The sequence below is a fragment of the Sphingopyxis sp. genome (assembly GCF_050916055.1).
GTDB lineage: Bacteria > Pseudomonadota > Alphaproteobacteria > Sphingomonadales > Sphingomonadaceae > Sphingopyxis.
In genome coordinates this window covers 1,728,764-1,754,302 of the sequence record NZ_CP051527.1, presented here as the reverse complement: position 1 = coordinate 1,754,302, position 25,539 = coordinate 1,728,764, and the positions used below count along the sequence as shown (strand labels likewise).

Genomic DNA, 25,539 nt, shown 5'->3' with positions numbered 1-25,539 from the left:
CTGGCGTCGGCGGGATTTATCCCGCCACGTGATGTCGGACCGCATCGGGTGACACCGATGCTCTGGCGGCCCTCCTCCCCCCCAAACCCGGGGGTCCCGGCATCGGCGTCACCTGCTTGATATCTCAATCAGGAGGCCCTTTATGTCTGTAAATCCCCACATCTATCGCCTGACCGTGCTACATCGCCGGCTTGACGAAGCCGTCCGCCGCGAAATGCGTCGGCGCGGCGGCGATCCGTTTCGCGTTCTACGGCTGAAGAAGCTCAAGCTGGCGGTCAAGGACCGGCTCGCGGCGATGATGCGTCGCCCCGCCTACGCGCGCTAACGCACGGACCATCTGGGACGCGCCGCGCCGCCGCGGCGCGTCCCGTGTTTTTCGGGGATCGGATCATGGAATTTCTGTTTGCCGACTGGCTGGGCACGCCGGTCTGGTTCTGGCTTGCCTTCATCGGGCTGGTTGTCGCGCTCACCGCGTTCGACCTTGGCATATTGAACAAGGAAAACAAGGAAATGGGGGTGGGGGAGAGCCTGAAGCTCTCCGCGTTCTACATCGGCATCGCGCTGGCTTTTGGTGGCTGGATCTGGGCCGCCAAGGGCGGCGAGGCGGGGCTGCAATATTATACCGGCTTTTTCATCGAAAAAGCGCTGTCGATCGACAATATCTTCGTCATTTCGCTGATCTTCGCGACCTTCGCCATTCCGGCGCGCTTTCAGTATCGGGCGCTGTTGTGGGGGATCGTCGCGGTCATCGTGCTGCGCGGGATCATGATCGCCGGCGGCGCGGCGCTCGTCGCCGAATATGGCTGGCTGCTCTATATCTTCGCGGCTTTCCTGATCTTCACGGGCATCAAGATGCTGTTTGTAGGCGACAAGCCCATGGACGTCGCGGGCAATCCGGTCGTCCGATGGCTGTCGCGCCATATTCCGCTGACCGACGAATTGCATGGCGAGAAATTTTTCGTCCGCGTTCCCGACACCAAGACCGGCAAGCTGGTGCTTGCCGCCACGCCCTTGTTCCTCGCGCTCGTGGTCATCAATCTCGCGGACCTGGTTTTCGCGGTCGACAGCGTCCCCGCGATTTTCGCGATCACCAGCGATACGTTCATCATCTACACGTCGAACATCATGGCGATCCTCGGCTTGCGTGCGCTCTATTTCGCGCTGTCGGCGATGGTGCACCGTTTCCAATATCTGAAATATGCGCTCGCGCTGGTGCTCGTCTTCATCGGGTCGAAGATCTTCGTCGCCGATTTCCTGCTCGGGGGCGCCAAATTCCCGCCGCTGATCAGCCTCGGCGTCACCGTCGCGCTGATCGGCGGCGGCATCGTCTGGTCGCTCGCGAAAACCGGCAGCGCGCCCAAGGCGGTCGAATAAGCGAGGAGGGGCGGGCGGCGACGCTCGCCCCTTTACACCGCCATCAACAGAATGTCGTCGTCGCGCGGCGCAGCTGCCTGGAACGAGGGTAGCGGTTCGAATTCCTCATCCTCGAGTTCCGCCGCGGCAAGGCCGTCGAGTTTGAAATGACCGAGCTTGCGTTCGTCTTCCGAGCGCCAGGTCTTGTCGAGGTTGAGTGCGCTGACGAACAGCGCCCCGTGCCGTTCGAACAATTGGTGCGGGGCCAATGTCATTCGCGTGCCATTATAGCGCGCGGTAATCCGGCGCCGGCGGGCGATGGCTTCCATCAGCTTGAGGCGGTTGTCGATCATCGGGCGGCTGCCGGAGTCGCGCGGAGAATTTCATTGTGCATCGCAGCATAATGCACGGCTTTCGTGAAGGTTCAAGGTCGGAGCAGCCAATATTCCCGTGCATAGCTTTGCATGCGGCAAAAAAATGCCCGCCGGAAACGGTGAGGCTTCCGGCGGACAGGCTTTCCTCCCCAGGAAAGCGCGGGAGGCGCGGGGGGTGCAACGGGCCCCCGCGCCAAGCTCGTGTTACGCGGCGAACTGGTTCATCGTGTTGTCCTTGCCCGCGGCCTTCAGCGCCGCTTCGCCGGCGAAATATTCCTTATGATCGTCGCCGATGTCGCTGCCCGACATGTTCTGGTGCTTCACGCAGGCGATGCCTTGGCGAATTTCGGCGCGCTGGACGCCCTTGACATAGCCCAGCATCGCTTCGTCGCCGAAATATTCCTTGGCAAGATTGTCGGTCGACAGCGCCGCGGTGTGATAGGTCGGCAGGGTGATCAGGTGGTGGAAAATGCCCGCCCGCTTCGCCGAATCGCGCTGGAAGGTGCGGATGCGGTTATCGGCTTCGTCGCCAAGCGCGGTGCCGTCATAATCGACGCTCATCAGCTTGGCGCGGTCATAGGCGCTGACGTCCTGACCGTCCTTCTCCCACGCATCATAGACCTGCTGGCGGAAGTTCAGCGTCCAGTTGAAGCTGGGCGAATTGTTGTACGCGAGCTTGGCATTGGGGACGACTTCGCGGATGCGGTCGACCATGCCCGCGATCTGTTCGATGTGCGGCTTTTCGGTCTCGATCCACAGCAGGTCGGCGCCATTCTGCAGGCTCGCGATGCAGTCCATGACGCAGCGGTCCTCGCCGGTTCCGGGGCGGAACTGATAGAGGTTCGAGGGTAGGCGCTTCGGGCGCATCAGCTTGCCGTCGCGGTTGATCAGGACGTCGCCGGGATTGCCCGCGCCCTCGACCTCTTCGCAATCGAGGAAGCTGTTATACTGGTCGGCGAGATCGCCGGGCTCCTTCGAAAAAGCGATCTGCTTGGTCAGGCCCGCGCCGAGGCTGTCGGTGCGGGTGACGATGATGCCATCCTCGACGCCGAGTTCCATGAAGGCGTAGCGGCAGGCGCGGATCTTCGCGATGAAGTCCTCGTGCGGCACGGTGACTTTGCCGTCCTGATGGCCGCACTGCTTTTCGTCCGAAACCTGATTTTCGATCTGGAGCGCGCAGGCACCGGCCTCGATCATTTTTTTGGCGAGCAGATAGGTTGCTTCGGCATTGCCGAAACCCGCGTCGATGTCGGCGATGATCGGCACGACGTGCGTTTCATGATTGTCGATCGCCGACTGGATCTGCTTTGCCTTCAGCTCGTCGCCCTCGGCGCGTGCGACGTCGAGTTCGCGGAACAGGCCGCCGAGTTCGCGGGCGTCGGCTTGCCGCAGGAAGGTGTAGATTTCCTCGATCAGCGCCGGGACGCTGGTCTTTTCGTGCATCGACTGGTCGGGCAGCGGGCCGAATTCGCTGCGCAGCGCCGCGATCATCCAGCCCGAGAGGTAGATGTAGCGGCCCTTGACGGTGCCGAAATGCTTCTTGATCGAGATCATCTTCTGCTGCGCGATGAAGCCGTGCCAGCAGCCCAAGGACTGGGTGTAGTTGGCGGGGTCGGCGTCGTAGGCGGCCATGTCGGCGCGCATGATCCGTGCAGTGTAGCGTGCAACGTCGAGGCCGGTGCGGAACTTGTTCTGGGCGCGCATGCGGGCGATGCTTTCGCCGCTGATGCCGTCCCATGTGCCGTCGTAATCGCGGATGAGGCGGCCGGCCTGCGCCATGTCTTCGTGATAACCCATCGTCATATCCTTGTAGGAGGTGATGGCGCTATCTTGGCGATCATCGCGCATATCGCGAAAAGAATTGTCAATAAGTTTTGTGAAATATGGCCTTTCGGTGTAAATCGGCGTGTAAACCAGTAAAGAAAGTTACAAGCGATGGCGGAGCGACGGGTGTTTGCCGGACCGGCGGTACGCAAGATACGGCGCGAGGCGGGGATGACGCAGGCCGCGATGGCCGAGGCGCTGGATATTTCGCCAAGCTACCTCAACCTGATCGAGCATGGCCAGCGCCCGCTGTCGGCCACGGTGATCGTCAAGCTGGCCGAGCGCTTCGGCTTCGACGCCGCGACGCTGGGCGGCGAGGCGGTGCCGGGCGGCGCGGCGGGTCTGCGGCGACGCCTGTCCGACGCGCGCTTCGCCGACCTGGGGATCGGCGCGGCTGAGGTCGAGGAGTGGCTGGCGACCGCGCCGACGACCGTCGCCGCCTTTGCCCGCCTGTTCGATGCCGCACCCGAAGCCGGCGCGGCGAGTTTGCAGGAGGAAGCCCCCGAAGTCGCCGCGGTGCGCCGCGCGATCGAAAAATGGCGCAACCATTTCGCCGATCTGGATGCGAAGGCCGAGGAGCTGGCCGACGAACTGCGGCTGGCGGGCGGCGACCTGTACGGCACGATCGCCGAGCGGTTGCGCACCCGCCACCAGCTCGGCATCCGCATTTTGCCCAGCGACGTGATGCCCGATCGGCTGCGCTGGCTCGACTGGCACGCGCGGCAGTTGATGCTGAGCGAGCTGCTGCGCCCCGCGTCGCGCACCTTTCAGGCCGCGGCGACGCTGGCGCAGATCGAGGCGAAGGCCGAGATCGACGCGCTGGTCGCGGGGGCGGAGTTTGCCGAAGGCGCGGCGGCGCGCCTGTTCGAACGGCATCTGGTGCATTATTTCGCCGCGGCGCTGATGATGCCGTACAGCCGCTTTCTGCGCGCGTGCGACGCGACGGGGTACGACCTGCTGCTGCTGCAGCGGCGCTTCGGCGCGGGGTATGAGCAGGTCGCGCACCGGCTGACGACGCTGCAGCGCGTCGGGGCGCGCGGGCTGCCGTTCTTCATGCTGCGCATCGACCGCGCGGGGCAGGGTAGCAAGCGGTATGCGGGGGCGAGCCAGTCGCCGCTGGTCGATGGCGACGCGCGCTGTCCGCTGTGGGGCGTGCACGAAGCGTTCGCGCGGCCGGGCGAGGTGATCGCCGACCTGGTCGAGCTGGAGGACGGGTCGCGCTGGTTCACCCAGAGCCGCAGCGTCGCCGCCCCCGGCGCCACCGGCAGCGGCACCCCGGCACGCTTTGCGGTGTGCGTCGGGGTCGACGCCAAGGTCGCGGCGCCGCTGGTCGCGGCGCGCGGGGTGGACCTGATGCGCGCGCGCGCGACGCCGATCGGGCTGGGATGCCGCCGCTGCACGCGCACCGGATGCGTGCAACGGTCGATGCCGCCGCTGGGCCGCCCGCTGCGGTTCCGCGATGGCGAGCGCGGGGTGAGCGCGTTCGATTTTGCGGGGGATTGAGGGGTCTGAGCGTCGAGATTTTCGCAGCCTAGCGATTACGACCGACGCGTGCGCGCGCGCGTTGACGCCCGATATTGTCGCCATCCGGCCCCTTGGAGCGCCGTGCGTTCAATCGGCAACGCTTCCATTCCGTTCGTGTCGAGCGCAGTTGAGACACCCATCGGCATGGCGCAAAGTCGATGGGTGTCTCGACTGCGCTCGACACGAACGGGCAATATGGTTCGGATGAAACGCCCGGCGCGCTAAACGACGAACCAGCTCAGCAGCGCCATCACCAGCGCGCCGCACAGCAGATATTGCAGCAGCGCTTTCGGGCGGCGGGCCGGGAGGGCCATCGCGAGCAGCGGGATCGCCACCGTCAGGGTCCAGAAGATCGCGATCAGCGGGGCGGCGTTGCCGAGGAGGAGGCGGGCGAGGAAGGTGAGGGCGAGGGCGAGGGGGACGCCCCAGATGACGCCGTCCCAGCCGGCGCGCAGGCGCGGTTCGTGCAAGCCCCGCCGCTGGCGCTTGCCGAGCCAGATCGAGGTGCCGGTGGCGACGACGACGGTGAGCGCGAGGCCGAGCAGGACATAGACGATCTTGACCGGCAGGCCGCCGAAATTGCCGAAATGCAGGTTGTAGGTCGAGGCGGCGAGCTGTTGCCCCATGTGACCGTCGGACAGGCCGACCTTGCCATGATAGGCGCCGTCGGCGCCGAAATTATAGCTTTCGCCATAGATCAGCCGGCGCGGATGGGCGGCGATGATCTGGACATGCTGGCCGCGCGTCTGCGGATCGTGGAGGATGACATAGGTCGGGCGGACGCCGGGGTGGTTCGCCGCCATATAGGCGAGCGGCGCGGCGACGTCGGCAAGCGGGGCAGCGCGCGCGTCCTGGGCATGTTCTTCGCCAAAGATCGGCGCATAGGCGGCGTCGAGGTCGTTTTTATAGAAGGCGGCGGCGAGGCCATAGGCGCCGACGACGCCGAGCCCGATCATCGCGCCGGTGAGCGCGATCGCGAGGCCGAAGGGCAGGGTCCAGACGCTGAGCCGGTTGTGCCAGTCGGCGAGGCCGACGCCGTGATTGTCGCGGGCGCGGAGACGAAAGGCGTCGCGGAAGATGCGCGGGTGGGCGATGACCCCCGACAGCGACAGCGCCAGCATCATCACCCCGAAGATGCCGACGATCGTCATCCCGACGAGCCCCGGAATGTTGAGCGCATAATGGGCGCCGAGGAGAAATTCGGACCAGGCGTTTTCCTCGGGCGCGGCGATGCGGCCGTCGGCGCCGATATGAAACGCCTGATGGTCGGTGATGACCGTCGCGCGCGGCAGGCCGTCGACGGGCATATGGACGTAAAGATGGGTGGTGCCGGGCTTGTCGGCCTCGGTCGCGAGGACGGCGGCGACCCCGCGCTGCACCGCGTCGGGCGCGATGGCGGTCATTTCGGGTGCGGCCGGTTGCTCGATCCGTTGCCATTCCTGATAGAAGACCACGACGGTGCCGGTCAGGCAGATGAGATAGAGCAAAGCCGAGGCGAGCAGGCCGATCGCGGCGTGCGCCGACAGCGCGCGCTGGACCGCGTCCTTGGAAACCGCGAGAGTCATGGCGCATTTCCTCCGATCCAGATGAGCCCCAGGCTGGCCACCGCGGGGAGCAGCAGCCATGCGCATTGGGCGCGGCGATGCGGCAGCATGAGCAGCCAGAAGGCGAGGATGCCCCAGACGAGCGGGAGCAGGAGCAGCGCCGCGGCGTTGCCGTTGGCGTCGCTCCACCCCGCCAGGGTCGCCAGCGCGCGGGCCGCCAGCGCCACCAGCGACGCCGTCGCATAAGCGAGCGGGACGGTGAGCAGGAAGGTGAGCAGACGGCGGCCGATCTGGCGCGGCTCGCCCGGCGCGGGCAGCATATGCGCCTTGCGCTCCGAAGCGCGCGCCTTGCCGCGCGGCGACGTCCAGCCGGCGTGGGCGAGGAGCAGCGCGGCGGCGGTCATGCCGCCGAGCGCGGCGACCGCGAGCCCCCACGCGCCGTCGCCGGCGAGCGCGAGCGCGACGCCGGCGAGCAGCAGCGCCCACGCGATGCCGTTTCGCGCCGCCGACTGCCGGGGCAGGCCCCAGGCGCGGCGGAGCAGCAGGACGGCGACGACGATGGCCGCGGTGCCCGCCAAAGTCAGGAGGGGCCAGACGAGGGGCGTGGTCTCGCTCACCGGAAGCGGTAGCCGACGGTCGCCATCACGTTGCGCGGGGCGCCGACGAAACAGTCGCCGCGCGCGAGGCACGAGGCGTAATATGTGTTGTTCAGCAGGTTCGTCGCGTTGACGGCGAAGCGCCAGTTGCCGCGGGTAATCTCGGCCAGCGCGTCGACGGTGGTGCGCGCCGGGGTGACGATCGACCAGACCGGACTGGTCGAGATGCTCTTGCCGCTATAGACGACCCCGGCGCCGAGGCGCAGCTGCGCCGCATCGTCGAGGCCGAACGTCTTGGTCGACCAGAACGACGCGGTGTGGCGCGGCATATAGTCGAGGCTGGTGTTGGTTTCCGACCGCAGCTTTGCATAGCCATAGTTGGCCAGCAGTTCGAAATTGCCGGGCAGGCTGTGGCTCGCCTCGATTTCGAAACCCTTGGTGTTCAGTTCGCCGGATTGCGCGGTGCCGCCGGCGGCGAGGTAGAGGATGCGGTTGCGTTCCTTGATCCTGAACGCGGTGGCGGTGACGAGCGTCCCGACGGCGGGCTGCCACTTGATGCCCGCTTCATATTGGGTGCCGGTTTGCGGCCGATAGGGATCGCCAAAGGTGCCGTCGACATTTTCGATCCGGCCGGCGACCGGCAGGAAGCTCTCGGTATAGCTGAAGAAGGGGGCGAGGCCGGCCCCGATTTCGCCGATGACGCCGGCGCGGAAGGTCGTCGCATAGTCCTTCTGGCCCGACGAGCCCGTGACGCGGTCGCGGCGGGCGCCCAGCACCACCGACACCCGGTCATAGAAGCGGATCTGGTCCTGGACATAGAAACCGAGCTGCTTCTGACTGTCCGTGGTGAACGGCCCGGTGGCGACATAGGTCGTCAGCGCGTCCTGATCGATGTCGTAAAGATCGACGATCTCGAGGCCGAAGGCATCGCGTTTGGCGACCCGGTTCCAGCTGTAATCGACCCCGACAAGCAGCTTGTGCTCGATATCGGCACCGGTGTTGAAGCCGAACTGAAGATTGTTGTCGGTCGAAAAGACGTTCAGCCGGGCATCGTTGGCACCGCCATAGAGACCGATGGTCCGACCGTCGGTGCCATAGACCGAAAAGGGATCCTGCGGGTTGGAATAGCTGTCGGCATAGCGCGTGTCATATGCAAGGTCGCTGTCGATGTAGCGCGCTTTCAGGCTGAGCGTGACGGCATCGGAGAAGCGGTGCGTGACGGCGCCGCCGCCTTGCAGCGAGCGTCCGGCGTAACGGTCCGCTCCCGCCTTGCCGACGAAGGTATATTGGCCGAGTTGCTCGCCGGCGACGGTATTGGGCAGGAAGGTGCCGACGATCGGCAGGAACTGCGACGTCGAGCCGGTGTCGTCCTCCTGATACAGGCCGGTGAGCACGATGTCGGTGTCGGGGGTCGGCTGCCAGCGCAGCGACGGCGCGAACATCACCCGGTCGTCGGGGACATGGTCGACATAGGTGCCGGCGTCGCGGGCGCGACCGACGGCGCGGACCGCGAAGCTGTCCGACAGCGCGAGGTTGACGTCGGCGAGCACTTCCTTGCGGTCGTAGCTTCCATACACGAGGTTGATTTCGCCCTGCGTTTCGAAGCCGGGGCGCTTCGACACGAGGTTGACGAGGCCGCCGATCGAACCCTGGCCGAACAGCACCGAAGCGGGGCCGCGGACGATTTCGACGCGGTCGAAATTATAGGGGTCGGAGGTGATGGTGGCGTAGAAGGAGAAGATGTCGCGCATCCCGTCGCGAAACTGCAGCGCCTCGAGCCCGCGGACGTTGAAGCCGTCGACGCGGGTGTCGCGGCCATAGGGGTTGGCGAGGACGCCGGCGGCATATTTCACCGTATCGCTGATGCTGATCGCGCCCTGCGCCTCATACTGATCGGCGGTGACGATCTTGATCGGCTGCGGCAGCTCGAGCGGCGGGGTTTCGGTCTTGGTGCCGGCATAGCCGGTGACGACGATGGTGTCCTGATCGCCGGCGGCGTCGGTGGCGGCCCCGTCGGCGGTAGCTTCCGCGGCGAGGGCGGTGCCGCTGGCCAGCGCGGTGCAGACGAGCATGGCGATGCGCACGGTGTTCACTTCAAATTCCCCTGTCATGTCCGAATGAGTCGCGTCGTCAACTAATGAGAGTCATTTGCATTAGCAACGGGAGAATATGAAAATGGGGAGATTTTTATGAAATTTCGCGGGCGGTTGCGGGCCGGAGACGTGATCTACCCAAGGCTTGTGCCGCAAACCGGCTGGGCGTTGGGGAGCGATGATGACGGGTGCCGCGGGCGCGCGAGCGGCGATTCGGGACGGTCAGGAGACCGGAGATGTGACGATGGCGGTTGCCGCGGCCGCGCGAGCGGGGGATTTCGGGGTGGATCAGCCGGCCGGCGGTGCGTCGCTGTCCGGGCGCGGCGCGGCGTGCAGCTTGCCGCCGTCCATCACCAATATGCGTTCGGCGATTTCGATCGTTTCGCGGCGGTGGGCGATGATGATGCGGGTGATGCCCATCGCCGCGATTGCCGCGTTGACCGCGCGTTCGTGCGCGGCGTCGAGGTGCGCCGTGCCTTCGTCCATGATCAGGATTTTCGGCTGGCGATACAGCGCGCGCGCGAGCAGAACGCGCTGTTTCTGGCCGCCCGACAGCGTCGAGCCCATGTCGCCGACGAGGGTTTCATATTCCATCGGCATACGTTGAATGTCGTCGTGGATCGATGCCGCGACCGCAGCGCGGTAGACCCCTTCCATATCGACGCTTTCGTCGAACAGCGCGATATTGTCGGCGAGCGAGCCGGCAAACAGGCTGTCTTCCTGAAGCACCGCGGCGATCTGGCGGTGAAAGCTTTTGTGGCCGAAGCGGGCCAGCGTCTGGCCGTCGACCAGCAGATCGCCGCTGTCGGGTTCGACCAGCCCCAGCAGCAGTTTGACGAGGGTCGATTTGCCGCCGCCCGACGGCCCGGTGATGGCGATATGTTCGCCCGGTTCGACGACCAGGTTGACCCCTTCGAGGACCAGCGGATCGCTGGGGGCGTAGCGATAAAAGACGTCGCGCAGTTCGATCCGCCCCTTGAGCGGGGTTTCGCTGTCGACGCTTTCGCCGAAGCTCTTGTCCTCGGCCGACAGGGCGATGTCGGACAGACGTTCGAGGTGGAGGGCGAGCATCTTGAACGCGATCGACTGATCGACCAGGGCGCCCGCCTTTTGAATGAACTGGGTCTTGTAGGCGATATAGGCGAAGACCATGCCGACGCTGAACCCGGCGCCATCGATCACGAATCCGATCGCGAGCCAGATCACCAATATATTCTCGATCCCGAAGATCAGCATATTGGCGGTCGATTGCCAGATGGCGATGCGTTCGACGCGCACGTCGGCGTTGACCGCGTCGGTCAGCCGGGTCTGCCAGAAGCTGTGGCGCAGCGTTTCGCGGCCGAACAGGCGCAGCGTGGTCATCCCGCGCAGCGTTTCGATCAGCGTCGTCTGTTCCTTGCCGCCGGTGATGATCGCGGCTTCCTGCGCCTCGCGCTCGAACGAGAAGGAGATCAGGCGGACGATCGCGTAGAGGATGAAGGCGACGACGGCGATCGCCGCCAGCAGCGGGCTGTACCAGATCATGAAGGCCAGCGTCAGCACCGCCATCGCGCCATCGACCAGCGCCGCGACGGCGCCCTGGGTCAGCATCGTCTGGATCGGCCCGATCGACTGAAAGCGCGAAAGGATATCGCCGGTGTGACGCTTTTCGAACCATTCGATCGGCAGGCGGAACAGCCGGCGGGCGATGTTGGAGGCGAGCCCGTAGCCGAGGTTGGTGCCCGCCACGAGGAGCACGAAGGAGCGCAGCAACGCCGCCCCGGCGTTGATGAGCGTGAACAGTCCGAAACCGAGCGCCAGCACCGCGAGCAGATTGTCGTCGAGCGCCGGCAGCGCGTTGTCGATCGCGATCTGCATATAATAGGGCGAGATGAGCACGAACGCCTGGAGCACCAGGCTGAGCACCAGCACCTGCGCCAGCGCGCGCTTCATCCCGGTCATCCGCCGCCACAGCTGCGACAATCGCAGCCGTTCGCGCTGTTTGCCGGTTTCGAAATTGTCGCTGGGCCGCAGTTCGAGCGCGACGCCGGTAAAATGGGCCGACACCTCGGTGAGCGGCATCCAGGTCGAGCGGCCGTCGGGGTTGTGGATGAGCGCCCGATCGCCCTTTACCTGTTCGAGGACGACATAATGGTTCATGTCCCAGTGCAGGATGCAGGGAACATGGAGGTTGCCGAGATCCTCCAGCGGCAGCTTGACCGCGCGCGGGGTCAGCCCGATCCGGTCGGCGAGGGTGATCAGCGAGCGGAGTGCCGCGCCGCGCAAGCTGGGCGCGAAGCGGCGGCGCATCGTGCCGAGGTCGATGTCGAGGCCGTGGTAATTGGCGACCATCGTCAGCGAGGCCAGACCGCATTCGGCGATCTCGGTCTGGCGGATGAGGCGCACCCGCGACCGCGTCAGGAAACCGAGATCGAGCATCGCCAGCGTCCTTAACGGTTCGCGACGGCGAACAGGGGTTCAAACAGCCACCGGATCAGCGACTGTTTTTCGGTGATGATCCGCGCGGTGAGGGTCATGCCCGACACCAAAGGCTCCGACCGGCCGAAGGCGGTGACGGTACTGCGATCGAGGGCGACGGTCACCGGGTAGACCGCGATCCGGGTGCCGTCGGCCGCCTGCTGACTGACCGCGCTGGTTGCGACGGTGAGGATCTTGCCCTTGATCGTGCCGAAGCTCTGGTAGGGGAAGGCGTCGACGGCGAGGCGCACTTCCTGCCCCGGTTTGACGAAGCCGATGGCGGCGCTGGGCACCGCCAGTTCGGCGCGCAAGGTCGAGCCGGCGGGAACGATGGTCATCAGCGGCGCCTGGGGACCGACGGGCTGGCCGATGCGGGCCGACATCGCCGTGACCCGCCCCGCGACCGGCGCCCGCAGGACATAGGATCGCGAACCCGCGGCGCTGGCAGCCTGCTGCGCGACCTGCGCGCGGGTCGCGGCGAGATCGGCGCCCTGGGCGCGGGCCTGGGCCGCGATCTGGACCGCGCTGCGCTGCGCCTCCATAAGCGACGAGCGGCGCGATGCCAGCGCCTGGTTGAGTTGTGCGAGGCTCTGGCGCCGCGCCAGCAGCGTTTCTTCGCGCACCTGGAGATCGCGTCCGCTGATAAAGCCGCGATCGGCGATCGTGCGGGCGCGGTCATAATCCTCCTGCGCCGAGACGATCAGTTCCTGTTGCAGCGCGATCTGCGACTGCAACTGGGCGATTTCGGCGGTGAGGCCCGACTGCTGCGCCGCAATCTGGCGTTGCTGCGCCGACGCGGCGGCGCCCGCGGCGGCGACCTGGGCAACGAGGCTGGCGTCCTGATCGGCGATCGCCGCTTCGATCCGGGCCGCGCTCGAGACGCCGCTGGCGGAATCTTCCTCGGACCGGATGGCGGCCAGTTCGGCGCCAGCGGCGACGCGCTGGCCGTCGCGGACCGCCAGCGCGGTCACCACGCCGCTGCGGACCGGAACGATCATCGCCACGCCGCGATCGGGCACGATGGCACCGCCCACGGTTTCAACACGCGCATAGCTGGCGAGCGAGAGAAAGATAAGGGCGGCCACGAGGCCGCCGAAGATCAGATAGGCAATGGTCTGCCACGCGATCGGCACGGCAATCGCGACGTCGCCCGACAGGCGGTCGGCGCGGTGGGTTATGGCTTCGGTGCGGAACATCGACGGTTTATTTTCGGATCACCAGAGGCTTTCCGGGCAACGCGCCCCCGACAGGCGAGCCTTGAGTTGCATATTGCATCCGCATCGTTTGCAGAAAACGGCGCTGACGACGGTTTTCGAATTCTCGCAACTCCGGCAGATCGACAAACGCGCCTCACTTTTTTCTTTTTCGCACAGCATGGCGGGTCAATGGCTCACGAGCTTTGCCGATATTTTCGCGCAGAGGTTCGATACTCTGACGTCCTGGGGAAAGTTGTGGTCATATCCTGACCAGCCGCCTTTTATAACGCCGTCGTTAAAAAGATAGACCGAAGGCACGTCGGTTATACGAAGCTTTCTGGCCGGGGCCAGTTCGCCGTCGTCGTCGACCGCCAAGGTGCAGATGCAGGCCTGGTCGATGCGCAGCGCTTCGACGAGCGCCGCCGCGTCGTGGCGCAGTGCCTCGCAGCTTTCACATTCTTCGATCGTCACCATAAGCAGCGAAAGGCCGCTGCGGCAGGATTCCATTTCCGCCAGCCCGGCCGCAAGCGAGGGTTTGTCAGACAAGGGCACCAGTACATCCCATCGAGAAGGTGGCCATCGAGAAGGTGGTGGCCGCTTGCAGGGGTGCCCCCCGCGCACGGCCACCGCCAAGGTTATGCTTCTTTCTTGTTCTCGTCGCGCGCATTGTCGCGCGTCGCGCGATCCTTGCCCAGCGTGTAGCCGGCACCGATGATGATCGGCAGCGCGATCCAGAAGAAGCCGCCGTTGACGTCGGCGATTTCGGCGTCGCTCATGGTCTGGATCTGGCTATCGTATTGCATTGGTCGCATCCTTCCTGTTTTCCGTCAGGGCTCTGTCCTTGCCGAATTGGTATCCGGCGATGACCACCAGAACCAATGCGATCCAGAACCACATAAGCGTTCGTTTTCCCCCGGATGGGGAGTGCGACATATTATTCACGGTTATTCTCATACCCCACGTAGGCAGCGGCGGCGCCGGCAACGGCCAGCGCGCCGACCTTCACACTGTTGCGGCACGCGGCATTCGCGGCACAGCGAAGCGCCAATGCGCCGGCCCACGCGAGCGGTGCGAGGCCGCCATTGACCATGGCGGTTTCGTCGTCGGTCAACTCGATGATGCCCGTCGAAAAATCGATTTCCCGAATCTGGCTCGGCGCAAATTGACCTGCGTGATTCACGTACGACATACACTCTCCATCTGTTGCAGTGACGGGCCGAATCCGTTGCCGACCCGTAGGCAAGTTCGATGGCTTACCGGGTCCTGTCAACCCGACATTGATGTTTATTTCAGTAAGTTTTCAATTAAAACCAAGATGATAAACGGCGTATTTAGTTTCGTTTGAAGACGCAACGTGGCGAAATAATCGCGACCGGCAATATTATAACGCCGCCGATGGCGTAGAGCGCGGTTATCGGTGGCATCGACTTTGCGGCGTCGTGCCCGCGCCTTAATCCTCGCGCGCTTTCGCCGCCGCGCGGACGTCCTGACAGCGGGCCAGCGGCATCACCAATATATCGTCGCCGTCGACGATTACGGCGACATCCTGCATCCCGACGAGCGAGACGCGCTTGCCGCCGGCGCGGATCAGATTGCCGCGGCTGTCGTGGGCGAACACGTCGCCGGCGGTGACATTGCCCGCGTCGTCGGGGGGGGCGAGCGCGTGCACCGCCTGCCAGCTGCCGAGGTCGGACCAGCCCATCGCAACCGGGACGACGGCGACGCGGTCGTCCTTTTCCATCACCGCATAATCGATCGAGTCGGACGGCGCCTCTGCAAAGGCGGCGGCGTCGGCGTAGAGCGCGTCGCCATCGTGGCGGCCCGCCGCGACGGCGCGGTCGGCGGCTTCGAATATCGCGCGGCAATGGGTGAGCATCGCATCGCGCATCCGCCCGGCGCGGAACAGGAAGATGCCGGCGTTCCAGCTGTAGCCGCCCGCGGCGAGCATCGCTTCGGCGTCGGCGCGCGGCGGCTTTTCGACGAAGCGGGCGACCTGGAAACCGGCGTTCCCGTCATCACCTGCAAGCGCCGCGCCGCTGGCGATATAGCCGAAGCCGGTGTCGGGGCGGTCGGGGGCGATGCCGAAGGTGACGAGCCAGTCCTGTCGGGCAAGCTCTGCGCCGCGGGCGATCGCGGCGTGGAAGGCGGCGACGTCGGCGATGACATGGTCGCTGGGCATGACGAGCAGCAGCGTATCGGCGTCGGCGCGGGCGACGGCGAGCGCGATCGCCGCGGCGGTGTTGCGCGGCATCGGTTCGACGAGCAGCGCGGCCTGCTGCGCGCCGAGCTGCGCGCGCACCGTGTCAACATGCGCGTCGCCGCACAGGATCATCGGCGGCGCGAACGCGTCACCGGCGGGGGTGCGGCCGAGCGTCTGCTGGAACAGGCTGGCGGGGCCGGTCAGCGGCAGGAACTGCTTGGCGCGCGTGCCGCGCGATTCGGGCCACAGGCGGGTGCCGGCGCCGCCGCACAGGATGACGGGTTGGATCGGGAGGGTCATGGCAGCGGTCTATCGCCCGTCGCGCGCCGGGTCACCCCCCTATCGACGTCCTCGCGACTATAGCCGCACCATCCGCATCCCGGCTTCGCCGTAGCGCGGGCCGCTGGTGCCGCCGACCGGAGCGGCAGCTTCGATGGTGGCGAGATCGTCGGCGGTGAGCGCGAGGTCGGCGGCGGCGACGCTGTCCTCCATCGTCGCGCGGCGCTTGGTGCCGGGGATCGGGACGATGTCGTCGCCTTGCGCGAGGAGCCAGGCGAGCGCGACCTGTGCTTTCGACGCGCCGTGGCGGTCGGCGACCGCGCCGATGGCGTCGACGACTTTCAGGTTGGCGGGAAGATTCTCCGCCGAATAGCGCGGGTCGTTCCGGCGCCAGTCGGTTTCGGCGAGCTCGTCGCGGCTGCGGATGGTGCCGGCGAGGAAGCCGCGGCCGAGCGGCGAATAGGGGACGAAGCCGATGCCGTTTTCGCGGCAGACGGCGAGGATCTCGTGCTCGACCTCGCGCTCCCAGATCGAATATTCGCTTTGCAGCGCGGCGATCGGTGCCGCCTTGGCGGCGCGGCGCAGCGTTTCGGGACCGGCTTCGGACAGCGCGATGTGGCGGACCTTGCCCTCGTGCACCAGTTCCATCATCCCGCCGACGACCTCCTCGATCGGCAGCGACGGATCGACGCGGTGCTGGTAGAAGAGGTCGATGGTGTCGATGCCGAGGCGCTGGAGCGACTCCTCGCACGATTTGCGCGCGTTGGCGGGCGATCCGTCGACCCCGACGATCTTCGGCCCGTCGAATTTGAACCCGAATTTGGTCGCGATGACCAGCCCGTCGCGCTTGCCCCTGATCGCCTCGCCAACCAGTTCTTCGTTGGTGAACGGGCCATAGATCTGCGCGGTGTCGAAGAAGGTGACGCCAAGGTCGATCGCGCGGTGGATGGTGCGGGTCGCTTCGCCGAGGTCGGCGTTTTCGCCGTAGAGGATGTTGCCGCCCTTGATCATCGGCATGCAGCCGATGCCGATCGCGGAGACGGTGAGGCCGTGGCCGAGGGTGCGGTATTTCATGGCATGGCTCCTGTGGGTGCGGGGTTGTCGGCGACGCCGTCGGCGGCATATTTGGTCGCGGTGACGTCGGCGATGACATTGCCGAGGGTGCGAAAGATATCGGGGAAGGTTTCGACCGCGACGAGCAGCGCGAGCGGCGCGACGGGCACCCCCATCGCGGTCGCGATCGGCGCGATCGAGGTCACGAAGCTGATCGATCCGGGCAGGCTGACCGCGCTGAGCGCCGAGGCGACCGCGACCGCGAGCCCCGCCGCCATCTCCCACGGCGTCAGTTCGAACCCGAACAGGGTCGCGACGTAGACGACGACCGCAAGGTTCATCGCGGTGCTGGTGAAGCGGAACAGCGCGACCGCGAGCGGCAGCACGACGTCGGCCTTCTGCGGATCGACGCCGAGCGCTGCGGACGAGCGGAGCATCGCGGGCAGGCTGGCGAGCGAGCTTTGGGTGCTGATCGCGACCGCCATCGTCGGCACCATCGCGCGCACGAACGCCGCCGGCGGAATGCGCACGACGACGATCGCGAGCAACAGCGCGAGCAGGATGCACGACACGCCGATCCCCGACACGATCAGGACATAATGGACGAGCCCGCCGAACGCCGCGAGCCCGGCCTTGACCGCCAGCGCATAGCCGAGCGCGAACACCCCGATCGGCGCCAGCGCGAGCACCCAGCCGATGACGATCAGCATCGCATCGCCGAGCGCCTTGAACAGCCCCGCCAGCGTCGCGCGCTGTTCGGGGGCGAGGCGGGTGATCGCGAAGGCGAAGATGGTGGTGAAGACGATGAGCGGCAGGATCGCGGTCTCGGCGGCCGCGGCGATCGGGTTGGTCGGGACCAGCGAGAGCAGGAAATCACCGAAACTGGGCGAGGCGCCGGCTTCGGCGCTGCCGCCGAGCCCGCTGCGCAAGGCGGCGGCGGTGTCGGCGGCGAGCGGAAAGATACGGAGCAGCAGCGGCGTCACGATCAGCGACATGACCCCCGACAGGATGATCGCGGCGAGGAAGATCAGCACCGCGCGGCTGGCCAGCTTGCCGGCGCGCGCGGCGTCGGCGGTGGCGGTGATCCCGGTGATCAGCAGCGCGACGACGAGCGGGACGATCGTCATCTTGAGTGCATTGAGCCAGAGCAGCCCGATCGGTTCGATCCACGGCAGCGAGGCGGTGCCGGCGTCGGGCGACAGCGTTTCGATGCCGATCCCCAGCAGCATCCCGCCGATCAATGCCGCCAGGATGATCCATGCCGATTTCACGTCCAATTCCTCCGGCCAACTTGCAAAGAAAAAAGCGGTAACCTAGGGCGATCCGCAAGGACCGGCGGAGCGTCGCGCTTTCGTCCGGCTTAGGTAGCAGAGGTGCCATGCGCAAGTTTTTCGGAACCGACGGTATCCGCGGCCTGACCAACCAGATCCCGATGACGGTCGAGGTCGCGATGCGCGTCGGCATGGCGGCGGGCGCGCACTTTCTGCGCGGCGACCACAAGCACCGGGTGGTGATCGGCAAGGACACGCGATTGTCGGGCTATATGCTCGAAAACGCGCTGGTGGCGGGGTTCACCAGCGTCGGCATGGATGTGGTGCAGGTCGGCCCGATGCCCACGCCGGCGATCGCGATGCTGACGCGGTCGATGCGCGCCGACCTAGGGGTGATGTTGTCGGCGAGCCACAATCCCTTTTACGACAATGGTATCAAGCTGTTCGGCCCCGATGGTTACAAGCTGTCGGATGCCGACGAGGCGGCGATCGAGCTGTTGCTGGCGCGCGAGCCGAAGCTGGCCGAACCGGCGCAGATCGGGCGCGCCAAGCGCATCGACGACGCGCGCGGCCGCTATATCCACGCGGTGAAACAGAGCCTGCCCGAATCGGTTCGCCTCGACGGGCTGAAGATCGTCCTCGATTGCGCCAACGGCGCCGCCTATAACAGCGCGCCGACGGTGTTCTGGGAGCTTGGCGCCGACGTCGTCGCGATCGGGGTGACCCCCAACGGCATCAATATCAACGACAAATGCGGCTCGACCTCGCCGGCGCTGCTGCAGGAAACTGTCGTCGCGAGCGGCGCCGACATCGGCATCGCGCTCGACGGCGACGCCGACCGGCTGATCGTCGTCGATGAAAAGGGCGCGATCGTCGACGGCGACCAGATCATGGCGCTGATCGGCGCGAGCTGGGCGCGGCAGGGGCGGCTGAAAGGCGGAGGGGTCGTCGCGACGGTGATGTCGAACCTCGGCCTCGAGCGCTTCCTGGAAGGCGAAGGGCTGCGGCTCGAGCGGACCAAGGTCGGCGACCGCTATGTGCTCGAGCGCATGAAGGAAGGCGGCTTCAACGTCGGCGGCGAACAGTCGGGGCACATGATATTGTCCGACCATGCGACGACCGGCGACGGCACGCTGGCGGGGTTGCAGGTGCTCGCCGAACTGGTTGCGTCGGGCAAACCGGCGAGCGAGCTGCTCCACCAGTTCGATCCGGTGCCGCAGCTGCTGAAGAATGTGCGTTTCGCAGGCGGCGAACCGTTAGGCGACGCGCAGGTGCAGGCGGCGATCGCCGACGGCGAGGCGGCGCTGAGCGGCCGCGGGCGCCTGGTCATCCGGGCGTCGGGCACCGAACCCCTCATCCGCGTCATGGCCGAAGGCGATGATGCATCCCAAGTAGAAAGCGTCGTCGACAGCATCTGCGACGCAGTCAGAAAGGCAGTAGAATAATGCTCGAAATGCGTCCCGATTGCGAAAAATGCGGCAAGGACCTGCCCGCCAATGTCCATGGCGCCTTCATCTGTTCGATGGAGTGCACCTTTTGCGCCAACTGCGCCGACCGGATGGACGAGCGCTGCCCCAATTGCGGCGGCGATCTGCTCGACCGGCCGCTGCGCGAGGGCGCGGCGCTGGCGAAATACCCGGCCTCGACGGTGCGGAAGTACAAGGTTTGACCCTTTCCCGCTTTCGTCATGCCGGACCCGATCCGGCATCCATAAACGCGGCGGCGTCATGGACCCCGGATCAAGTCCGGGGTGACGAAGACTGGGGGGTTGCGCCTTGACCGCACGCGTCCTGATCGTTGCCGGGTCCGATAGCGGCGGCGGCGCGGGGATTCAGGCCGATATCAAGGCGGTCACGATGCTGGGCGGCCACGCGATGACCGCGATCACCGCGATCACCGCGCAGAACACGCTGGGGGTCGAGGCGGTGCACGCGATCCCGACCGCGATGGTAAGCCAGCAGATGCGCGTCGTCGCCGAGGATATCGGCGTCGATGCGGTCAAGATCGGCATGCTCGGCGGCGCCGACACGGCAATGGCGGTCGCCGAGGAGCTGATCTCGGGCGTCTATGGCGAAACCTTCGTGTTCGATCCCGTCATGATCGCGACGAGCGGCGCGGTGCTGGCGGACGCGAAGACGGTCGCCGCGATGGAAGTGCTGGCGGAACTCAGCACCGTGGTGACGCCGAACCTGCCCGAACTCGCGGCGCTCTGCGGGCGCGAGGCGCTTGCCGAGGACGCGGTCGAGGGCGCGGCGGTCGCCTATGCGAAAAAGGCCAAGGCCGCGGTGCTGGTCAAGGGTGGCCACGGCACCGGCGAGACGATCACCGACCGGCTGGTCACCGAACATGGCACGATCGCGCTGTGGGAGGCGCCGCGGATCGAAACGCGCAGCACCCACGGCACCGGCTGCACGCTGGCGAGCGCGATCGCCTGCGGACTGGCGCAGGGCATGCCGCTGGAGCCCGCGGTGGCGCGGGCGCGCGATTTCGTGCGACTGGCGCTGCTCGACGCGCCGGGGCTGGGGCAGGGGCACGGCCCGATGGGGCAGCAGGCGGTGCGCAACGACGGGCTGTTCACCGGCCCGGCGCTCAACCAGATCACGCTGCCGGCCAGCGATTATGCGGTGTCGGTCGCCTATTACAAACAATTGGGGCTGACGCAGATCGTCGACAGTCCGGCGAATGGTTATGCGCGCTTCGAGGCGATCAACGGGGTGACGCTGTCGATCCATGTTCACGAAGGCGTGGGCGATAGCGCCGCGGGCGGCGCGACGACCTATCTGGAGAGCGGCGCGCTCGACGCCTGGGTCGCCTATCTGGCGCGGCGCGGGGTGCGGTTCGAGACGATGCCCGCCGACGAGGACTGGGGCTGGCGCGAGGCGCGACTGAGCGATCCGGCGGGCAACCGGTTGTGCCTGTATCAGGCGGGCGAGTATCGGAGGTATCCGCCGTGGCGGGTGTGACTTTTTCTGCTGCACCCTCAATCCGTTCGCATCGAGCGAAGTCGAGATGCCCATCGGCATGGCGTGACGGCGCCGGGTCTCTCGACTTCGCTCGACACGAACGGCAAGGAGAAGGCGGGTTGACCGGGGAAAGCGTATGATCGTCGGCGTCGACGAGGCGGGCAGGGGGCCGTTGGCGGGACCGGTGGTCGCGGCGGCGGTTTTGTTGTGCCCTGAAGGCATCCCCGGCCTCGACGATTCCAAGAAGCTGAGCGCCAAGCGCCGCGCCGAGCTCGACATCGAGATCAAGGCGCGCTGCCGCTGGGGCGTCGGCGAGGCGAGCGTCGCCGAGATCGACGGCATCAACATCCTGCAGGCGACGCTGCTGGCGATGACGCGCGCGGTCGACGCGCTGGGGTTCGAGCCCGTCGAGGTTCTGGTCGACGGCAACCGGCTGCCGCGCTGGCGTTATACCGCGCGGGCGATCGTCGGCGGCGACGCGCTGCACCCATGCATTTCGGCCGCCAGCATCGTCGCCAAGCAGCACCGCGACCGGTATATGGTGACCGCGGCGCGGGAATTTCCGCACTTTGGCTGGGATACTAACATGGGTTATGGTACCGCCCGGCATCTTGCGGCGCTGCGCCAGCATGGCCCGACGCCGCTTCACCGGACCAGTTTTGCCCCGGTCGCACAAATGCAGCTGGTCTGATCGACGGGAGAAAGCGATGCGCAGCGGGTTTACGGCCGACGACGTCGGCGCGCAGACGGGCCGCCGCTTCCTGGTGACCGGCGCCAACGCCGGCATCGGGTTCGAAACCGCAAAAATCCTGGCGGCACGCGGCGCGGCGGTCGTCCTGGCGTGTCGCGAAGAGGCGCGCGCCGACGCCGCGATGCAACGCATTCGCGCCGATGTGCCGCAGGCCGAGCTGTCGTTCCTGGCGCTCGACCTCGCCGACCTCGATCAGGTGCGGGCTGCGGCGAAGGCGTTGCTGGCCGGGCCGCGGATCGACGTGCTGATCAACAATGCCGGGGTCATGGTGCCGCCGCGCACGCTGACCAAACAGGGGTATGAGCTGCAATTCGGGGTCAACCACCTGGGCACCTTCGCCTTTACCGGTCTGGTCCACGGCCATGTCGACGACCGCATCGTGATCACGGCGAGCCTCGCCCACAAGGGCGGCCAGATCGATTTCAGCGACCTGTCGGCGGCGCGCAGCTACCAGAAATACCCGCGCTATCAGACGAGCAAGCTCGCGAACCTGCTCCATATGTTCGAACTCGACCGGCGGCTGGGCGCGGCGGGACGCTCGACGCAGGCGATCGGATGCCATCCGGGGGTGGCGATCACCGAGCTGACCCGGCACCTGCCGCTGCCGCTGCGCACGCTGAGTCCGCTCGCTGCGCCCTTTTTCAACAGCGCGGCGCAGGGGGCATGGCCGACGTTGCAGGCAGCGACCGGGGCGCATGTGCAGGGCGGCGACTATCTGGGGCCGCAGGGGCTGGGCGAAGTCAGCGGTCGATCGGGCGCCGCGCGCGCGACGCGCACCGCGCGCGATCCGGTGCTGGCGAACGAGCTGTGGGAGCGGTCGGTCGCGCTGACGGGGGTCGATCCGGGGATATGAATCCTCCCTGTCGCGAAGCGATGGGGAGGGGGACCGTTTGCGAAGCAAATGGTGGAGGGGCCGCCACGGTGCGCCAAAGCCCCTCCGTCAGCGCTTCGCGCTGCCACCTCCCCATGGCTTCGTCACAGGGAGGATTAAAGTAAGTTTTTTCCCCGGTGAGTCCTCACCGCCACACCACCAGTGGTTGAGTCCGCGGGTCGCCGCAGACTCCATATGCTGTGTGGGACTCGTTTCGTTCCCGTCGCGTTAACCATTGTTGCACCCGGAATCCCTAGAATCCCGGGCTTGACGGCGGACTCTGCCGGACTCATCAAGGCCATCTTTTCATGCGGGACAGGGGCGAGACATGGGCGTGATGGAACGGGTGAAGACCCCGGCGGCGAAGCAGCGCGCGGCCAAAACCTCATCTCCGTCGGCGCCGCCCGCGGACCTGCCGCTCGACAGCATCCTGCAGGGCGATTGCATCGACATGATGCGCAGCCTGCCCGCTGCGTCGGTCGACATGATCTTTGCCGATCCGCCGTATAATTTGCAGCTCGGCGGCGACCTGCATCGCCCCGATGGCAGCCAGGTCGATGCGGTCAACGACGAATGGGACAAGTTCGACAGCCTCGCCACTTATGACCGCTTTACCCATGCGTGGCTGAAGGAAGCCAAACGGATATTGAAACCGGGTGGCAGCATCTGGGTCATCGGCAGCTATCACAATATCTTCCGCGTCGGCGCTGCGTTGCAGGATCAGGGTTACTGGATCCTCAACGACGTGGTGTGGCGCAAGGCGAACCCGATGCCCAATTTCAAAGGCACCCGCTTTACCAACGCGCACGAGACTTTGATCTGGGCGTCGATGGGCGAGAAGGCGCGCTACACCTTCAACTATCGCGCAATGAAGACGCTGAACGACGAATTGCAGATGCGGTCGGACTGGCTGATCCCGATCTGCGGCGGGCAGGAGCGGCTGAAAAAGGGCGGCACCAAGGTGCATCCGACGCAGAAGCCCGAGGCGTTGCTCTATCGCATCCTGCTTGCCTGTTCGAACCCCGGCGACGTGATCCTCGACCCGTTTTTCGGTACCGGCACCACCGGCGCGGTCGCGAAGCGGCTGGGGCGGCATTACATCGGCATCGAACGCGAGGACGATTATATCGCCGCCGCGAAGGAGCGCATCGACATGGCGCTGCCGCTCGACGAGAGCGCGGTGAAGACGATGATGGCGCCGCGGGCGGCGACGCGGGTGGCGTTTGGAACGCTGGTCGAGGGCGGGTTGATCGCGCCGGGATCGCGGCTGACCGACGCCAAGCGCCGCTGGCACGCGGTGGTGCGCGTCGATGGCAGCCTCGATTGCGCCGGGCAGGCGGCCGGGTCGATCCACAAGGTCGGCGCCGCGGTGCAGGGCGCGCCGAGCTGCAACGGCTGGACTTTCTGGCATGTCGACGACGGCAAGCAATTGCGGGTTATCGACGCGGTGCGGCAGGACTGGCTGCTGGCGAACGAGGCTTAGACCGCTCTTCAATTCCGTTCGCCCTGAGCCTGTCGAAGGGTCGCTCTTCTCTTCGGCCGTCAAAGAAGAACGGTGCTTCGACAAGCTCAGCGCGAATGGATAGAGGGAGCGTTATGTTTCAACCACTGACCAAGCCCGACCTCGGCAGCTCCGCACCCGATGCGCAAATCTATTGCCGCCCGGCGTGTTTCGTCGACCGTCCGCACGAGCTCGACGACGACTGCCTGCGGATTGCCGACACGATGGTTTGGTTCGCGGCGTGGCATGTCAGCGTGCGCGATGGCGGTGCGGTGCGGTCGGCGATCGTGGCGGTGGGCGAGTTCGACGGCTGGCTCGCGGCGATGCCCGAGGCGCTGGCGCGGGCGGCGACGGCGCAGCGCGCCGCGGTGGCGCGGCCGCGCGGCACGCTGAACCTTGGCGAGCGGACGGTGCGGCTGAACGAGCCGCAGCTCATGGGCATTTTGAACGCGACGCCTGACAGCTTTTCCGACGGCGGCAGCCATATCGATACCGAGGCGGCGATGGAGCATGGCTTTGCGATGGCTTCGGCCGGCGCGGCGATCGTCGATGTCGGGGGTGAATCGACGCGGCCGGGGGCGCCGCCGGTGTGGGAAGGCGACGAGATCGGGCGGGTCGAGGGCATTGTCGCGGCGCTGGCCAAGGGAGGCGTCGCGGTGTCGATCGACACGCGCAAGGCCGCGGTGATGGAGGCGGCGCTGGCCGCCGGAGCGCGGGTCGTCAACGATATTTCGGCGCTGCGTTACGACGACCGTGCACTCGAGGTCGTCGCGGCGGCGGGGTGCCATGTCGTGCTGATGCACGCGCCATCTGCATCGAGCGATCCGCATGCGGGCGGGGCGTACGTGCACCCGCTGTTCGACGTTTACGACATGCTCGCCGCGCGCGTCGCGACGTGTATCGCGGCGGGGATCGACCCGGCGAAAATCATCGTCGATCCGGGCATCGGTTTCGGCAAGGGGGTCGCCGACAATCTGGCGCTGGTCAACGGGCTGGCGCTGTTCCACACGCTGGGCTGTCCGATCCTGTTCGGCGCGAGCCGCAAGCGGATGATCGGCGCGCTCGACAATGAAGCGCCGGTCGACGAGCGGCTGGGCGGCACCGTCGCGCTGCACTATCAGGCGGCGGCGTATGGTGCGCAGTTGCTGCGGGTGCACGACATCATCGAAAACCGTCAGGCGCTGCGCGTGTGGCGCGGGCTGCGCGATGCCGCGCTCACTGGCTGAGGCAACCCCCGCGACGCTCCCGCGTATATCTCCCGACCCCGGCGCGATCCCGCGCCATTCCCCATCGGAGAGAGATTTATGCAACTTCCCACCGGCTCGCACGTCGCCGTCGCCGACGGCACCCAGTTCCAACTGTTCAAGAACAGCGGCACCGACCAGGATCCCAGCCTGAAGGCCGTCGACCTGCCGACGAGCGACGAATCCGCCCACAATGCCGGGCAGGGCGACAGCCCGCGCCAGAATGAGGAAGCCGGCCATGCCGCCTCGGTCGCCGCAGCGCTGAACGCGGCGGTGCTGTCGAACAAGATCAAGCAGCTGGTGGTGATCGCCGATCCGAGCACGCTGGGCGAGATGCGCAAGCAATATCACAAGACGCTGGAAGCGGCGCTGGTCGGCGAAATCGCCAAGACGCTGACCGGCCAGTCGACCGACGACATCCTGAAATCGATCGCCAGCGCATAGT

24 protein-coding genes are annotated in these 25,539 nt (G+C 66.3%); 11 read left to right on the top strand and 13 right to left on the bottom strand.

The window, feature by feature from the left end; translation table 11 throughout:
* The first annotated feature begins 142 nt into the window (after positions 1-142).
* On the top strand, positions 143-325 hold the full coding sequence (locus HEQ22_RS08585) for a DUF465 domain-containing protein (protein WP_432770760.1): 183 nt from the start codon (positions 143-145) through the stop codon (positions 323-325).
* A 65-nt stretch (positions 326-390) separates the two neighbouring features.
* Entirely contained in the window at positions 391-1,374 is a 984-nt protein-coding gene (locus HEQ22_RS08580; RefSeq protein ID WP_432770759.1) for a TerC family protein, read from the top strand.
* A gap of 32 nt (positions 1,375-1,406) precedes the next feature.
* On the opposite strand, the gene HEQ22_RS08575 is transcribed toward HEQ22_RS08580, so the two are convergent.
* The gene (locus tag HEQ22_RS08575) at positions 1,407-1,706 is read right to left on the bottom strand and encodes a WYL domain-containing protein (RefSeq protein WP_432770758.1); all 300 of its coding nucleotides are present in this window, start codon (positions 1,704-1,706) and stop codon (positions 1,407-1,409) included.
* A 225-nt stretch (positions 1,707-1,931) separates the two neighbouring features.
* Positions 1,932-3,524, bottom strand: a complete 1,593-nt coding sequence (locus tag HEQ22_RS08570; RefSeq protein WP_432770757.1) for an isocitrate lyase — start codon at positions 3,522-3,524, stop codon at positions 1,932-1,934.
* 138 nt (positions 3,525-3,662) lie between these two features.
* Here HEQ22_RS08570 and HEQ22_RS08565 point away from each other — a divergent pair, with 138 nt between their 5' ends.
* Entirely contained in the window at positions 3,663-5,054 is a 1,392-nt protein-coding gene (locus tag HEQ22_RS08565; protein ID WP_432770756.1) for a helix-turn-helix domain-containing protein, read from the top strand.
* 242 nt (positions 5,055-5,296) lie between these two features.
* On the opposite strand, the gene HEQ22_RS08560 is transcribed toward HEQ22_RS08565, so the two are convergent.
* The 11 genes from HEQ22_RS08560 to HEQ22_RS08510 form a co-directional block, all read right to left on the bottom strand.
* Entirely contained in the window at positions 5,297-6,640 is a 1,344-nt protein-coding gene (locus HEQ22_RS08560) for a PepSY-associated TM helix domain-containing protein (RefSeq protein ID WP_432770755.1), read from the bottom strand.
* Positions 6,637-7,236, bottom strand: a complete 600-nt coding sequence (locus tag HEQ22_RS08555) for a hypothetical protein (protein ID WP_432770754.1) — start codon at positions 7,234-7,236, stop codon at positions 6,637-6,639. The genes HEQ22_RS08560 and HEQ22_RS08555 overlap by 4 nt, the downstream gene beginning before the upstream one ends.
* A complete protein-coding gene (locus tag HEQ22_RS08550) occupies positions 7,233-9,326 on the bottom strand; it encodes a TonB-dependent siderophore receptor (RefSeq protein ID WP_432770753.1) in 2,094 nt (697 codons plus the stop codon). Before HEQ22_RS08550 ends, HEQ22_RS08555 begins: the two co-directional genes overlap by 4 nt.
* Before the next feature lie 270 nt (positions 9,327-9,596).
* Entirely contained in the window at positions 9,597-11,726 is a 2,130-nt protein-coding gene (locus tag HEQ22_RS08545) for a peptidase domain-containing ABC transporter (protein ID WP_432770752.1), read from the bottom strand.
* Between the two features lie 11 nt (positions 11,727-11,737).
* Positions 11,738-12,961, bottom strand: a complete 1,224-nt coding sequence (locus HEQ22_RS08540) for an HlyD family secretion protein (RefSeq protein ID WP_432770751.1) — start codon at positions 12,959-12,961, stop codon at positions 11,738-11,740.
* Between the two features lie 186 nt (positions 12,962-13,147).
* Complete coding sequence (locus tag HEQ22_RS08535) at positions 13,148-13,513, bottom strand: hypothetical protein (protein ID WP_432770750.1); 366 nt, start codon at positions 13,511-13,513, stop codon at positions 13,148-13,150.
* An 83-nt stretch (positions 13,514-13,596) separates the two neighbouring features.
* On the bottom strand, positions 13,597-13,764 hold the full coding sequence (locus tag HEQ22_RS08530; RefSeq protein ID WP_432770749.1) for a hypothetical protein: 168 nt from the start codon (positions 13,762-13,764) through the stop codon (positions 13,597-13,599).
* A gap of 131 nt (positions 13,765-13,895) precedes the next feature.
* Positions 13,896-14,150, bottom strand: a complete 255-nt coding sequence (locus HEQ22_RS08525; RefSeq protein ID WP_432770748.1) for a hypothetical protein — start codon at positions 14,148-14,150, stop codon at positions 13,896-13,898.
* Between the two features lie 261 nt (positions 14,151-14,411).
* Complete coding sequence (locus HEQ22_RS08520; RefSeq protein WP_432770747.1) at positions 14,412-15,461, bottom strand: mannose-1-phosphate guanylyltransferase; 1,050 nt, start codon at positions 15,459-15,461, stop codon at positions 14,412-14,414.
* A 57-nt stretch (positions 15,462-15,518) separates the two neighbouring features.
* The gene (locus tag HEQ22_RS08515) at positions 15,519-16,514 is read right to left on the bottom strand and encodes an aldo/keto reductase (protein ID WP_432770746.1); all 996 of its coding nucleotides are present in this window, start codon (positions 16,512-16,514) and stop codon (positions 15,519-15,521) included.
* Positions 16,511-17,764, bottom strand: a complete 1,254-nt coding sequence (locus HEQ22_RS08510; RefSeq protein WP_432770745.1) for a dicarboxylate/amino acid:cation symporter — start codon at positions 17,762-17,764, stop codon at positions 16,511-16,513. The genes HEQ22_RS08515 and HEQ22_RS08510 overlap by 4 nt, the downstream gene beginning before the upstream one ends.
* Positions 17,765-17,871: 107 nt before the next feature.
* Here HEQ22_RS08510 and glmM point away from each other — a divergent pair, with 107 nt between their 5' ends.
* The 8 genes from glmM (at position 17,872) to HEQ22_RS08470 (ending at position 25,538) form a co-directional block, all read left to right on the top strand.
* The gene (gene glmM, locus HEQ22_RS08505) at positions 17,872-19,209 is read left to right on the top strand and encodes a phosphoglucosamine mutase (protein ID WP_432770744.1); all 1,338 of its coding nucleotides are present in this window, start codon (positions 17,872-17,874) and stop codon (positions 19,207-19,209) included.
* A complete protein-coding gene (locus HEQ22_RS08500; RefSeq protein ID WP_432770743.1) occupies positions 19,209-19,433 on the top strand; it encodes a DUF1272 domain-containing protein in 225 nt (74 codons plus the stop codon). Before glmM ends, HEQ22_RS08500 begins: the two co-directional genes overlap by 1 nt.
* A 106-nt stretch (positions 19,434-19,539) precedes the next feature.
* A complete protein-coding gene (gene thiD, locus HEQ22_RS08495; RefSeq protein WP_432770742.1) occupies positions 19,540-20,727 on the top strand; it encodes a bifunctional hydroxymethylpyrimidine kinase/phosphomethylpyrimidine kinase in 1,188 nt (395 codons plus the stop codon).
* A 136-nt stretch (positions 20,728-20,863) separates the two neighbouring features.
* The gene (locus tag HEQ22_RS08490; RefSeq protein WP_432770741.1) at positions 20,864-21,418 is read left to right on the top strand and encodes a ribonuclease HII; all 555 of its coding nucleotides are present in this window, start codon (positions 20,864-20,866) and stop codon (positions 21,416-21,418) included.
* Between the two features lie 16 nt (positions 21,419-21,434).
* Positions 21,435-22,331 (top strand): oxidoreductase, encoded by an 897-nt coding sequence (locus HEQ22_RS08485; RefSeq protein ID WP_432770740.1) that lies wholly within the window; start codon positions 21,435-21,437, stop codon positions 22,329-22,331.
* Positions 22,332-22,677: 346 nt separating this feature from the next.
* Positions 22,678-23,832 (top strand): site-specific DNA-methyltransferase, encoded by a 1,155-nt coding sequence (locus tag HEQ22_RS08480; RefSeq protein ID WP_432770739.1) that lies wholly within the window; start codon positions 22,678-22,680, stop codon positions 23,830-23,832.
* A 113-nt stretch (positions 23,833-23,945) separates the two neighbouring features.
* Positions 23,946-25,076: a dihydropteroate synthase gene (gene folP / locus HEQ22_RS08475; protein ID WP_432770738.1), complete on the top strand. Its 1,131-nt coding sequence runs from the start codon at positions 23,946-23,948 to the stop codon at positions 25,074-25,076.
* 78 nt (positions 25,077-25,154) lie between these two features.
* A complete protein-coding gene (locus HEQ22_RS08470; protein WP_432770737.1) occupies positions 25,155-25,538 on the top strand; it encodes a host attachment protein in 384 nt (127 codons plus the stop codon).
* Position 25,539: the final 1 nt, after the last annotated feature.